Below are 13,517 nucleotides of genomic sequence, written 5' to 3'. Positions count from 1 at the left end.
GGTGGACGGCGCGGTTCACTCGGGCTCCTCCTGCCAGCGGTAGCCGCGCGGCGTCACCATGCGACCGGCGATCTCGCGGGTCGCGGTGTTGCCCACGGTGACGACCGTCATCATGTCGACCGTCGCCGGGTCGAGCGCGGCCAGAGTCGTGAGCCGGGCGGACTCGTCCGGCCGTGAGGCGTTGCGCACGACACCGACCGGCGTCGTCGGCGCCCGGTGCTCGGCGAGGATGCCCAGCGCCTTGGGCAGCTGCCAGTCGCGGCCGCGGGAACGCGGGTTGTAGAACGTCACCACGATGTCGGCCTCGGCCGCCGCCCGTACCCGCCGCTCGATGACCTCCCACGGCGTGTGCAGGTCGGACAGGCTGATCGACACGTGGTCGTGGCCCAGCGGCGCGCCCAGGATCGCGCCGGCCGCGAGCGCCGCCGTCACGCCGGGCACACCGACCACGTCGATGTCGTCGGAGGCCTCGGCGAGCGCGGGGGAGGCCATGGCGTACACGCCCGCGTCCCCGCTGCCGATCAGCGCGACGGCCCGCCCCTCGCGAGCCTCCTCGACGGCCGTGCGCGCCCGCTCCTCCTCGGCCCCCAGCCCCGACTCCAGGATCCGGGTGCCGGGCCGCAGCAGATCGCGGATCTGGTCGACGTACTGGTCGAGTCCGACGAGCACGGAGGCGCGCCGGAGTTCGGCCTTCGCGCGCGGCGTCAGCAGGTCCCGGGCACCCGGCCCGAGCCCGACCACCGCGAGCCGCCCGCGCCCCGGTCGCCGTACGACGGCACAGGTCGCCATGGCGGGGCTGGCGGCCGACTTCCGCTTGGGGACGAGGAGTTCGCCCCCGCGCACCAGGGCGGCGGCCTCCGCGACCGAGGGGGTGCCGACGGCGGTGAGCGGCGCGTCGGACGGGTTGGGCACGTCGACCCCGGCCAACTCACCGGCGGGGTACGTCACCAGGGGCACACCGAGCCGCCGGGCGGCCTCGACGATGCCGGGCTCCTCGGCCTTGGCGTCGACGGTGGCGAGCTCGGCGACCGACGCCGCGGACAGCCCGGCCTCCCGCAGCGTGCCCTCGACCAGCCCGAGCACCTCCTCGGCGGGAGCGCCCTTCGACGCCCCGACCCCGACGACCAGGGACGGCGGGCGCAGCACCACCTCGCGCTCGGCCACCTCGACGAGCCGGTCGGTCAGCCGGATCGTGCACGCCCCCTCGGCGGCCACCGGGAGCGCCGGCAGCGGCCAGGCCACCTCGGCACGCAGCGCCACCGCCTCACCGTCCAGCAACGCCCGGGAGACCCCGGCGACATCGCCCTCCACGGGCAGGCCGAGGGTGTCCAGGCCGGGCAGGTCCACGGCGTCCGTCGCCGTGGTCACGACCGGCTCGGCACCCAGCAACTCCCCGACTTCCCGGGCGAGTTCGTTGGCCCCGCCCGCGTGCCCGCCCACCAGGGACACCGCGAACCGCCCGCCCTCGTCGACGCACACCACGCCCGGGTCCGCCGTCTTGCCGGACAGCAGCGGTGCCACCAGCCGCACCACCGCGCCGGTCGCCAGGAAGCACACGAGCTGCTCGCACTGCGCGAACGCGGCCCGTACGGCGTCACCGACGGGACCCTCGTACACGCGTGTGCGGTCCGGCCACGCGGCGGCAAGCCGGTCCCGCGCAGCCGCGCCCGCCGTCGTGGCGGAAATGAGGCCGATCACTGAGCGACTCCTTCTGCGATGTCTTCCCTGCGTTCGACAGGTACGGGAGGCCGGACCATCATGAGCGGGCACCCCGTTCGCGCAGGGCCTTGCGGGCCTCGGGGTCGGCCTTGCGGTAACCGTGGAAGTGGCCCGGGTGGTAGAGGTGCGAGCGCGTGCCGTGCGCGTCGAGCGCCGGGCCGACCAGGAACAGCGTGTGCTTCCAGAGCTTGTGCTCCTTGACCGTCTCCTCCAACGTGCCGACCGTGCACTTCACGACCAGCTCCTCCGGCCAGGTCGCCTGGTACGCGACCACGACCGGGGTCGTCGTCGGATAACCGCCCTCCAGCAGCTCCCGCACCAGCTGCCCGCTGCGGGCGGCGGAGAGGAAGATCGCCATGGTGGTGCCGTGCTTGGCGAACTCGCGGACCTCCTCCCCGGGCGGCATGGGCGTCTTGCCCCCGCCCAGCCGGGTCAGCACGACGGACTGGGCGACCTCGGGGATGGTCAGCTCGCGCCGGGCGAGCGCGGCGACCGCGGAGAAGGCGGACACCCCGGGCACGACCTCGGTCGCCAGGCCGATCTCGGCACACCGGTCGAGCTGCTCCTGGGTGCCGCCCCACAGGGCGGGGTCACCGGAGTGGATCCGGGCCACCTTCAGCCCCTCCTCGCGCGCCCGCTCGTACACCGCCACCACGTCCTCCAGGGACAGGGCCGCCGAGTCGAGGATCTCCGCGTCCCGGCGCGCGTGCTGGAGGACCTCCGCCTGGACCAGGCTGGCCGCCCAGATCACCACGTCGGCCTCGGCGATGGCGCGCGCGGCACGGAACGTCAGCAGGTCGGCGGCGCCGGGGCCGGCACCGACGAAGGTCACCTTGCCGGTGGGGGCGTCGGCCATGGGGTTGGTCCTCTCGTACAGGGGGGTTACCGGTGGGGCAGGGTGATGGACGGGCGCGTCAGAGCTTTCCGCCCCGGCCGCCGTCGCGCCGCGCGGGGGAGATGAGCGTCGACAGATAGGGCAGGGGAGTGCCGTCGAGTTCGGCGGCCGGCCGGATCGACTCCTCCGTCAGCCCCAGCGCCGACCCCCACACCGCGTCGCCGATCCGCCCGGTCTCCCGCAGCGCCTCGCCGACCTCGTGCGCCTGCCGGCCGAACTTGTAGGCGACGACGGTCCCGGGCCCGGCGAGGGCCTCCTTGAGCACGGTCGACCCCGCCGTGACGGGCACGAGCGTGAGCGGCTCGGTCCCCTCGGTCAGCACGGCGCCCGACCGCGCGGCGAGGTCCTGCATGGCGGTGATCCCGGGCACGGTCTCGACGACGGTCCCGGGCACCAGCTCGGCGATGGTCTGCGCGAGGTAGGTGAAGGTGGAGTACACGTTGGGGTCCCCGATGGTCGCGAAGGCGACGGCGCCGTGCCCGCGCAGCAGCTCGGCCACCCGCTGCCCGGCCGCGTCCCAGGCCGCCTCGCGCCGGGCCCGGTCGCTCCGCTCGTTCAGCGCGAACACGACCCGGACGACCTTCTCCTCGGGCACGTAGTGCAGCACGGTCGCCTCGGCCCGCCCGCGCTCGCCCCCGTCCTTGCCATCGGGCGCAGCCATCACGGGCACGACGACGACGTCCGCCTCGCGCAGGGCGTTCACGCCCTTGACGGTCACCAGCTCCGGATCCCCGGGCCCGACCCCGACCCCGACCAGCCTGCTGCTCATGACGTCCGGCACCTCTCCACGAACCGACGGGCGACACCGGGCTGCGCCGCCCAGTGCGTGTGCAGATAGCTCGCGTGCACACCGCGCTGCACGAACCCCTCGACCCGCCGCCGAGGGGTCTTGAGGCCCCAGGCGGGTTCGGCCCCCGCCCCGGGCTCCACGGCGGTCCGGTGGAACTCGTGCCCCCGCATCCGTGTCCCCGCCGCCGCGAGCACACTGTCGCCGACGGCCACCGCGTCCCGGTACCCCAGGGTCAGCCGTCCGGTCATCCGCGCCCCGGCGTCCAGCACCCCGCACATCGGCTGCCCGTCCAGCTCCCGGCACAGATACAGCAGCCCGGCACACTCGGCGGCCACCGGAGCGCCGCTCCCCGCCAGGTGCGCAACGGCCTTCCGCAGGGGTTCATTGGCGGACAGCTCGGCGGCGTACACCTCGGGGAACCCGCCCCCGATCACCAACCCGCGCGTCCCTTCGGGCAGTTCCTCGTCCCGCAGCGGATCGAAGGGCACGACGTCGGCACCGGCGGCGGCGAGCAGCTCGGTGTGCTCGGCGTAGGAGAAGGTGAACGCGGGACCACCGGCGACAGCGACCCTCGGCTTCGGCTTCTCGTCCGACTGCGTCGAGTGGTGGGTGGACGAGGAAACAGCCTCAGCCGCATCCCAAGCCGCACCCGACAACGCCCCCGCACCCCGCGCCAACCCCATCAACGCGTCCAGATCACAACCGTCGGAGACCTGCGCGGCCATCGCCGCGACCGCCTCCACCGCCTCGGCCCGCCGCTCGGCGACCGGCACCAGCCCCAGATGCCGCGACGGCGTGTCCACCTGCGGAGCCCGCCGCAGCACCCCGAGCACAGGCACCCCCACCTGCTCCAACGCCTCCCGCAGCATCACCTCGTGCCGGTCCGAGGCGACCTTGTTCAGGATCACGCCCCCGACCCGCACCTGCGGATCCCAGGAGACGAACCCGTGCACCAGCGCCGCCACCGACCGGGACTGCGACGACGCGTCGACGACCAGCACCACCGGCGCCCGCAACAACTTCGCGACATGAGCCGTGGAGGCCAGCTCCCCCTCCCCGGCGGCCCCGTCGTACAGCCCCATCACGCCCTCGACGACGGCGACGTCACACCCGCGCGCCCCGTGCAGGAACAACGGCCCGACCAGGTCCGGCCCGCACAGGTACGCGTCGAGGTTCCGCCCCACCCGCCCGGTCGCGAGCGCGTGGTACCCGGGGTCTATGTAGTCCGGCCCGACCTTGTGCGGGGACACCGCGAGTCCCCGCGCGGCGAACGCGGCCATCAGCCCCGTGGCGACGGTGGTCTTGCCGCTGCCCGACGAGGGCGCGGCGACGACCAGCCGGGGCACGGACGAGGACATCACCACTCGATGCCCCTCTGCCCCTTCTGCCCGGCGTCCATCGGGTGCTTCACCTTGGACATGTCGGTCACGAGGTCGGCGAAGTCCACGAGCTTCTCCGGAGCGTTGCGCCCCGTGATCACCACATGCTGGGTACCGGGCCGGTTCCGCAGGACGTCCACGACCTCGTCCGTGTCGACCCACCCCCAGTGCATCGGGTAGGCGAACTCGTCCAGCACGTACAGCCGGTAGGTCTCCGCCGCCAGGTCCCGCTTGACCTGCTCCCAGCCCTCCCGGGCCTTCTCCTCGTTGTCCAGTTGCGCATCGCGCTGCACCCAGGACCAGCCCTCGCCCATCTTGTGCCAGGCGACGGTCCCGCCCTCGCCGGAGGCACCGAGCACGCGCAGCGCGTTCTCCTCGCCGACCTTCCACTTCGCCGACTTGACGAACTGGAACACCCCGATCGGCCACCCCTGGTTCCAGGCCCGCAGCGCGAGCCCGAAGGCGGCCGTCGACTTGCCCTTGCCGACGCCCGTGTGCACGACGACGAGCGGCCGGTTCCGGCGCTGCCGGGTCGTCAGACCGTCGTCCGGAATGACACTCGGCTGTCCCTGCGGCATTACGCGGCCCTCCTCGAAGTCCCCTGCACATCCCTGACCAGCCCGGCGATCGAGTCGGCCCGCAGCTCGTCCAGCGTCACGGCGGTGCCGCCCAGCTCACCGGCGAGCTGCCCGGCGAGCCCCAGCCGCACCGGCCCCGACTCGCAGTCCACGACGACCGACGCGACGCCCTCGGCCGCGAACAGCCGTGCCGCCCGCCCGGCCAGGGCGACCGGCTCCGGGCCTCCGGTGGCCCGCCCGTCCGTCACCAGCACGACCAGCGGCCGCCGTGCCGGATCCCGCAGCCGCTCCACCCGCAGCACGTCGTGCGCGCGCAGCAGCCCGGCGGCCAGCGGTGTGCGCCCGCCGGTCGGCAGCGACTCCAGCCGGGCCGCCGCCGCGTCCACGGACGAGGTCGGCGGCAGCGCGACGTCGGCGCCCGAACCCCGGAACGTCACCAGCCCCACCTTGTCGCGCCGCTGGTACGCGTCCAGCAGCAGCGACAGCACGGCCCCCTTCACGGCACTCATCCGCTGCCGCGCCGCCATCGACCCGGAGGCGTCCACGACGAAGAGCACGAGGTTGCCCTCGCGCCCCTCGCGGGTCGCCTGCCGCAGATCGTCCCGGCGCACGACAAGACCCGGCCCGGACCGCCCGCGCGCCCGCTGGTGCGGTGCCGCGGCCTGCACGGTCGCCGCCAGGTGCAGCTTGGTGAGCGCGCCCCGCGGCCGCCGGGCCCCGGTCGTCCGCCCGTGCTCGGTCCGCGCCCGGGAACGCCGCCCGGTGGCCCCCTCGCCGATCCCGGGCACGCTCAGCACCTTGGTCCTGAACGGCTCCGCCGCCCGTACGGCCGACTGCTCACCGGCCCCGGACGGCTGCGGCTGCCCGTTCTCCCCGGCCTCGGGCGGAGCCCCGGTGTCATCGCCCTGGGGCCCCTCGTCGGGCTCGGGCTGCCCGCCGCCCCCGCCGGGCCCCTCCGGGCCCTGGTCGGGATCGGGGTCCGGGTCGTCGTCCCCGGAGAACTCCTCCAGGGTCTCGTCCAGCTTGTCCTCGTCCAGCCCCGGCGCGTCGAAGGGGTTGCGCCGCCGGCGGTGCGGCAGCGCGAGCAGCGCGGCCTGCCGGACGTCCTCCGCGAGCACGTCCGTACGCCCCGCCCAGGCCGCCAGCGCCGTCGCCGTGCGCGCCATCACGATGTCGGCGCGCATGCCGTCGACCTCGAAGGCCGCGCAGGTCGCCGCGATCTGCCGCAGCGCCCCGTCGCCCAGCCGTACCGACGGCAGCAGCTCCCGCGCCGCGACGATCCGCGCCCGTACGTCGGCCTCCTCGTCCGCCCACCGGGCCGCGAACCCCTCCGGATCGGCGTCGTAGGCGAGCCGCCGCCGGACGACCTCCACCCGCTGCTCGGGCTCCCGCGAGGCCGAGACCTCCACGGTCAGCCCGAACCGGTCGAGCAACTGCGGCCGCAGCTCGCCCTCTTCGGGGTTCATGGTGCCGACGAGCAGGAACCGTGCCGCGTGCCGTACGGAGACGCCCTCGCGTTCCACGTACGAGGCGCCCATCGCGGCCGCGTCGAGCAGCAGATCGACCAGGTGGTCGTGGAGGAGGTTGACCTCGTCCACGTAGAGGATGCCGCGGTGCGCGTCGGCGAGCAGGCCGGGCTCGAAGGCCTTCACGCCCTCCGACAGCGCCCGCTCGATGTCCAGCGCGCCCACCAGCCGGTCCTCCGAGGCGCCGACGGGCAGTTCCACCATCCGGGCCGGACGGGACCGGCCGGCGGTTCCCGGCGCGTGCGGCCCGTCCGGGCAGGCGGGGTCGGGGGAGCCGGGGTCGCAGGAGAAGCGGCACTCGGGGACGACGTCCACCTGAGGCATGAGCGCGGACAGCGCCCGCACGGCGGTCGACTTGGCGGTGCCCTTCTCACCGCGCACCAGCACACCGCCGACCGCCGGCGACACGGCGTTCAGCAGCAGTGCGAGCCGCAGGTCGTCCTGGCCGACCACGGCCGTGAACGGGAACGGGGTGCTCACTTGTCGTCACCTTCCAAGTCGCCTTCGAGCTCCAGGTAGGTGGCGCGCAGCCGGTCCAGCGTCTCCGCGTCCGGCTCCGCCCACAGTCCGCGGTCGGCGGCCTCCAGCAGCCGCTCGGTGATGCCGCGCAGCGCCCAGGGGTTGGACGTCTTCATGAAGTCCCGGTTCTCCGGGTCGAAGACGTACTCGGCGCTGAGTTTCTCGTACATCCAGTCGTCCACGACCCCGGCCGTGGCGTCGTACCCGAACAGGTAGTCCACGGTCGCGGCCATCTCGAAGGCGCCCTTGTAGCCGTGCCGCCGCATGGCCGCCATCCAGCGCGGGTTGACCACCCGGGCGCGGAACACCCGGTGGGTCTCCTCGCCCAGCGTGCGGGTCTTCACCTGGTCCGGAGTGGCCGAGTCGCCCACGTACGCCTCGGGGCTCGCGCCCGTCAGATGGCGGACCATGGCGACCATGCCGCCGTGGTACTGGAAGTAGTCGTCGGCGTCGACGAGGTCGTGCTCCCGCGTGTCGACGTTCTTCGCGGCGACCGCGATCCGCCGGAACGCCGTCTCCATGTCGCCGCGCGCGGCCCGCCCGTCGAGGCCCCGCCCGTAGGCGTAGCCGCCCCAGACCGCGTACACCTCGGCGAGGTCCGCGTCGGAGCGCCAGTTGCGCGCGTCGATCAGCGGCAGCAGACCGGCCCCGTACGCCCCCGGCTTGGAGCCGAAGATCCGGGCGGTCGCCCGGCGCCGGTCGCCGTGCTCGGCGGTGTCCTCGTCGGCGTGCGCCCGGACGTAGTTCTGCTCGGCGGGCTCGTCCAGCTCGGCGACCGCGCGGACTGCGTCGTCGATCAGCCCCACCACATGCGGGAACGCGTCCCGGAAGAAGCCGGAGATCCGGACCGTCACGTCGATGCGCGGCCGGCCGAGCTCCTGCGGGGGGATCACCTCGAACCCGGTCACCCGGCGCGAGGCGTCGTCCCACACCGGGCGGCAGCCCAGCAGCGCCAGGATCTCGGCGATGTCATCGCCCTGGGTGCGCATGGCCGAGGTGCCCCACACCGTCAGGCCGACGGACTCCGGGTACTCACCGGTGTCGGTCAGGTACCGCTGCACCAGCGAGTCCGCGAGCGACTGCCCGACCTCCCAGCTCAGCCGGGACGGGATCGCCTTGGGGTCGACGGAGTAGAAGTTGCGCCCCGTCGGCAGGACGTTGACCAGACCGCGGGTTGGCGAGCCGGAGGGACCCGCCGGGACGTAACCGCCGTCCAGCGCCCGCAGGATGTGCCCGATCTCGTCGCTGGTCCCGGCCAGCCGCGGCACGACCTCCGTGCAGGCGAACTCCAGCACCGCCACGGCGTCGGCGACGTCCCCGCCGAGCACCTCCCGGACCAGCGCCGGGGCCTCGGCGACCGCCCAGCCGCGCTCCTCCATGCCCTCCGCGATCCGCCGGCACAGCTGCTCCAGCAGGTCGATCGCGTCGGCGGCGGTGCGCGCCGGGCCCGCCACCAGCTCCGTCAGCTCCGCCGGCACCTTCACCGCAGCGCCCGGCTCGGCCAGCAACTCCTTCTCCACCAGCCCGAAGTGCGCCGCCAGCGCCGCCCTGAGCCCGGGCAGCGCGTCGGCCTGCCCGCCCCACACCTGCGAGGCGCGCAGCACCGCCAGCACGAGGTTGACGCGCGGCTCACCGACCGGGCCGCCGCCCAGGATGTGCAGGCCGTCGCGGATCTGCACGTCCTTGATCTCGCACAGATAGCCGTCGATGTGCATGACGAACTCGTCGAACGCGTCGTCGTCCGGCTGCTCGTCGACATGCAGGTCGTGATGGAGCTCGGCGGCCTTGACGAGGGTCCAGATCTGCGCGCGCACGGCCGGGGCCTTCGCCGGGTCCAGGTCGGAGACGAGCGCGTACTCGTCCAGGAGCTGCTCCAGCTTGGCCAGGTCGCCGTAGGTGTCGGCGCGGGCCATCGGCGGCACCAGGTGGTCGACGACCGTGGCGTGCCCGCGCCGCTTGGCCTGGGTGCCCTCGCCCGGGTCGTTGACGATGAACGGGTAGATCAGCGGCAGCTCCCCGAGCACGGCGTCCGGGGCGCACCCGCCGCTGAGCCCGAGGCCCTTGCCGGGCAGCCACTCCAGCGTGCCGTGCTTGCCCATGTGCACGATCGCGTCCGCGCCGAAACTGTTCTCCAGCCAGCGGTAGGCCGCCAGGTAGTGGTGGGACGGCGGCATGTCCGGGTCGTGGTAGATCGCGATCGGGTTCTCGCCGAAGCCGCGCGGCGGCTGGATCATCACCACGACGTTCCCGAACTGCAGGGACGCCAGCACGATGTCGTCCCCGTCGACGTAGAGGCTGCCCGGCGGCTCGCCCCACGCCTCGGTCATGGCGTCCCTCAGCTCCGGGTCGAGCTTCTCGAACCAGGCCCGGTAGTCCGCCAGCGGCACCCGGGCGGGCGCGGCGGCCAGCTGCTCGTCCGTCAGCCACTCCACGTCGTGCCCGCCGGCCTCGATGAGCCGGTGGATCAGCTCGTCGCCCTGGTCCGGGTACTCGGTGAGGCCGTACCCGGCGTCCTTGAGGGCGTCCAGCACCCGCACCGCCGAGGCCGGGGTGTCCAGCCCGACGGCGTTGCCGACGCGCGAGTGCTTGGTCGGGTACGCGGTGAAGACGAGCGCGAGCTTCTTGTCGGCGTTCGCCTTGTGCTTCAGCCGCGCGTGCCGTACGGCGATCCCGGCGACCCGCGCGGCCCGCTCCGGGTCGGCGACGTACACGGGCACGTCGTCCGCACCCTGCTCCTTGAACGAGAACGGCACGGTGATCAGCCGCCCGTCGAACTCCGGGATGGCCACCTGCATCGCGGCGTCCATGGGGGAGAGGGCGGCGTCGGACGCCTCCCAGGCGCGCCGTGAGGACGTCAGGCACAGCCCTTGCAGCACGGGGATGTTCAGCTCGGCGAGGGCGCCGATGTCCCAGGACTCCTCGTCTCCGCCCGCGGAGGCCTGCGAGGCGTGGGTGCCGCCGGCGGCGAGGACGGTGGCGACGAGGGCGTCCGCCCGCCCGAGGAGCTCGTACAGCCCCGCGTCGGCCCCGCGCAGCGAACCGCAGTAGACGGGGAGGGCGTTGGCGCCCCGCGCCTCGATCGCATCGCACAGGGTGTCCACGAAGGCGGTGTTGCCGCTCAGCTCGTGTGCCCGGTAGAAGAGCACGCCGACGGTCGGCCGGCCCGCCTCCTGCGCGCGCTCGCCGCGGACGCCGTACTCCGGCATCCGCTGTGGGGCTGCGAACCCCTCGCCCGTGAGCAGCACGGTGTCGGACAGGAACCGCGCCAGCTCGGTGAGGTTGGCCGGACCGCCCTCCACGAGGTACTTCAGCGCCTCCGCCACGACACCCGCCGGCACCGACGACTCGGCCATCAGCTCCGCGTCGGGCACCGCCTCGCCGCCCAGCAGCACGGTCGGGACGCCGGAGGCCTTCAGCGCGGCGAGCCCGTCCTCCCAGGCCCGCTTGCCGCCGAGCAGCCGCACGACGGCGATGTCCGCGCCGTCGAGGAGGGCCGGAAGCTCCTCCTGGACGTCCACGCGGGTCGGGTTGCCGATCCGGTACGAGGCACCGGAGGCGGCCCGGGCCGCCAGCAGGTCCGTGTCGGCGGTCGACAACAACAACACAGTGCTCATGCGGGTGCTCCCGGTGGAATGAAGGGCAGTCCTCGCGGCGCGCCCGACTCGATGAGCCGCCACAGCGCGTCCGTGTCCGCGTGCTGTTCGATCAGGTCGCCGAGCCGGTCGAGCTGCTCCTCGCGCAGCGCGGCGAACGAGGTGTCGGGCGCCGGCACGAAGCGGCGCCCGGCGGCGGCCGCGACCTCGCGCAGGAAGGCCCGCCGGAACCCGTCCGACTCCAGCGAGCCGTGCCAGTGCGTGCCCCAGGTCTGGCCGACCCGGCAGCCGTCCAGGAAGGCGTCCCCGCCCTGGACGTCGGCGACGCCGTGGTGGATCTCGTACCCCTCGACGCGCTCCCCGAGGGCCTCGCCCTCCGGCCGCGTGAGGGTCTTCTCGCGGGCGAACCGCACCCGCACGGGCAGGACCCCGAGCCCCTCGACATGGCCCCGGCGGCTCTCCACGTCGTCCTCGATGTGCGCGCCGAGGATCTGGAAGCCGCCGCAGATCCCGAGGACGGGCCGCTGCTCGGCGGCCCTGCGCCGAAGCGCGTCGGCCAGTCCGCGCTCCCGCAGCCACTCCAGCGCACGGACGGTGCCGCGGGTCCCGGGCACGATGACGAGGTCGGCGTCGGCGAGTTCCTCCGGCCGGTCCACGAACCGCACGACGACACCGGGTTCGGCGGCCAGCGCGTCCACGTCCGTGAAGTTGGACATCAGCGGAACGGCACAGACCGCGACCCGCAGCACGTCCGCGCCGACCGGCGGGGCCACGACGGACTCCCGGACCGTCCCCCGCAGGGAGACCCGCAGCCCGTCCTCCTCGTCGATGCCCAGCCCGTGCCGGAAGGGCAGGACGCCGTACGTACGCCGCCCGGTGAGGCCCTGGAGCATGTCGAGCCCCGGCTCCAGCAGGGAGACGTCCCCCCGGAACTTGTTGACGAGGAACCCCGCGACGCACTCCTGGTCCTCGCGCGACAGCAGCGCCACGGTCCCGAAGAACGAGGCGAAGACACCGCCCCGGTCGATGTCGCCGACGACGAGCACGGGGAGCCCGGCGCCCCGGGCGATCCCCATGTTGACGATGTCGGTCCGGCGCAGATTGATCTCGGCGGGACTGCCCGCCCCCTCACAGATCACCGCGTCATACGTGCCCCGCAACTGCTCCAGACAGTCCAGCACGGTCCCGAGGAGCCGCTGCTGCCGTCCGCCGTGGTACCCGCGCGCGCTGAGCTCGCCGACCGGCTTGCCCAGCAGCACGACCTGGCTGCTGCGTTCACCACCGGGCTTGAGCAGCACCGGGTTCATCAGCGCGGTCGGTTCGACGCGGCAGGCCTGCGCCTGCATGGCCTGCGCCCGCCCGATCTCGGCGCCCTCCTTCGTCACGAAGGAATTCAGGGACATGTTCTGCGCCTTGAAGGGCGCGACCTTGACGCCCTGCCGCACCAGCCACCGGCAGATCCCGGCGGTCACGACGCTCTTGCCGGCGTCGGAGGTGGTACCGGCGACGAGAAGCCCACCGCCCGTCATGAGTCACGCCCTTTCGCGATGCGGCGCGCGGCGACACAGACACCGAGCGCGAGCCAGCCGACACGCCTGGACAGCCGTACGGCCCGTTCGACGTCCCGGGTGCGCACCCCGCGCCCGGCCCCGTTGAGCACGGGCCGGTGCTCGACGCGCCCGCCGTACGACAGGCTCCCGCCCAGCCGCACCCCGAGCGCCCCAGCGAACGAGGCCTCCACGGGCCCGGCGTTGGGGCTCGGGTGCCGGGCGGCATCGGCACGCCAGGCGCGCACCGCTCCCCGGGGATCGTCTCCTGCCAGGGCCGCGAGCACGGCGGTCAGCCGGGCCCCCGGCCAGCCCGCGAGATCGTCCAGCCGCGCGGAGGCCCACCCGTAGCGCCGGTACCGGGCCGACTTGTGCCCGACCATGGCGTCGAGGGTGTTGACGGCCCGGAACCCGACGAGCCCCGGCACACCACCGACGGCCCCCCACACGAGCGCCCCCACGACCGCGTCGGAGGTGTTCTCGGCGACGGACTCGACCACGGCCCGGGCGATCCCGTCGGCGTCGAGCGCCTGCGGATCCCGCCCGCACAGATGCGGCAGCCGCGCCCGGGCCCCCTCGACGTCCCCCGCCTCCAGGGCACGCCCGATGGCCCGGGCCTCCCGCGCGAGCGAAGTCCCCCCGACCACGGCCCAGGTGGCGGCGGCGGTCAGCACGACGGACGCGACGGCGGAGTCCCGCACGGCACGCTGGGCGACGCCGCCGAGCGTGACGGCACCTCCGGCACACACCACGGTGTGCAGCGCGCCCCACCCCCGGTGGTCCCGCCACAACACCCGTTCCACGGCGCCCGCGGCCCGCCCGAACACGGCGACCGGATGCCCCCGGCGGGGATCGCCGAGCAGCAGGTCACCGATCAGACCGGCGGCGGCGCCGTACGCGAAGACGCGACCGGCACCCATGGGCTCAGCCGGCCGCGTGGGCAGGCAGGGGTGGGGTGATGAACCTCGATC

Annotated in this window: 9 protein-coding genes; all 9 read right to left on the bottom strand. The window is 74.3% G+C overall.

From position 1 onward, the window contains the following. Positions 1-15: 15 nt before the first annotated feature. Genes cobJ through GTY47_RS06295 form a run of 9 tightly spaced genes read right to left on the bottom strand, consistent with a single transcriptional unit; the run spans position 16 to position 13,466 of the window. Complete coding sequence (gene cobJ / locus GTY47_RS06335) at positions 16-1,698, bottom strand: precorrin-3B C(17)-methyltransferase (RefSeq protein ID WP_010037821.1); 1,683 nt, start codon at positions 1,696-1,698, stop codon at positions 16-18. Between the two features lie 58 nt (positions 1,699-1,756). Next, positions 1,757-2,575 carry a precorrin-4 C(11)-methyltransferase gene (gene cobM / locus GTY47_RS06330; RefSeq protein WP_010037819.1) on the bottom strand — a complete coding sequence of 273 codons (819 nt, stop codon included), beginning with the start codon at positions 2,573-2,575 and terminating at the stop codon, positions 1,757-1,759. A 58-nt stretch (positions 2,576-2,633) separates the two neighbouring features. Next, positions 2,634-3,383, bottom strand: a complete 750-nt coding sequence (gene cobI / locus GTY47_RS06325) for a precorrin-2 C(20)-methyltransferase (RefSeq protein ID WP_010037816.1) — start codon at positions 3,381-3,383, stop codon at positions 2,634-2,636. After that, a complete protein-coding gene (locus tag GTY47_RS06320; protein WP_029181026.1) occupies positions 3,380-4,762 on the bottom strand; it encodes a cobyrinate a,c-diamide synthase in 1,383 nt (460 codons plus the stop codon). Before GTY47_RS06320 ends, cobI begins: the two co-directional genes overlap by 4 nt. Beyond that, positions 4,762-5,361 carry a cob(I)yrinic acid a,c-diamide adenosyltransferase gene (gene cobO, locus GTY47_RS06315; RefSeq protein ID WP_010037813.1) on the bottom strand — a complete coding sequence of 200 codons (600 nt, stop codon included), beginning with the start codon at positions 5,359-5,361 and terminating at the stop codon, positions 4,762-4,764. Before cobO ends, GTY47_RS06320 begins: the two co-directional genes overlap by 1 nt. Then, entirely contained in the window at positions 5,361-7,367 is a 2,007-nt protein-coding gene (locus GTY47_RS06310) for a putative cobaltochelatase (protein ID WP_010037811.1), read from the bottom strand. Before GTY47_RS06310 ends, cobO begins: the two co-directional genes overlap by 1 nt. Continuing rightward, positions 7,364-11,020 carry a cobaltochelatase subunit CobN gene (gene cobN / locus GTY47_RS06305; RefSeq protein ID WP_063738897.1) on the bottom strand — a complete coding sequence of 1,219 codons (3,657 nt, stop codon included), beginning with the start codon at positions 11,018-11,020 and terminating at the stop codon, positions 7,364-7,366. Before cobN ends, GTY47_RS06310 begins: the two co-directional genes overlap by 4 nt. Beyond that, a complete protein-coding gene (locus GTY47_RS06300; RefSeq protein WP_010037807.1) occupies positions 11,017-12,528 on the bottom strand; it encodes a cobyric acid synthase in 1,512 nt (503 codons plus the stop codon). Before GTY47_RS06300 ends, cobN begins: the two co-directional genes overlap by 4 nt. Then, complete coding sequence (locus tag GTY47_RS06295; RefSeq protein ID WP_010037804.1) at positions 12,525-13,466, bottom strand: cobalamin biosynthesis protein; 942 nt, start codon at positions 13,464-13,466, stop codon at positions 12,525-12,527. The genes GTY47_RS06300 and GTY47_RS06295 overlap by 4 nt, the downstream gene beginning before the upstream one ends. Positions 13,467-13,517: the final 51 nt, after the last annotated feature.

The sequence above is a fragment of the Streptomyces sp. SID5464 genome (assembly GCF_009862985.1).
In the GTDB taxonomy this organism is placed as follows: Bacteria; Actinomycetota; Actinomycetes; order Streptomycetales; family Streptomycetaceae; genus Streptomyces; species Streptomyces chartreusis_D.
This window is presented reverse-complemented; position numbering and strand designations above follow the sequence as displayed.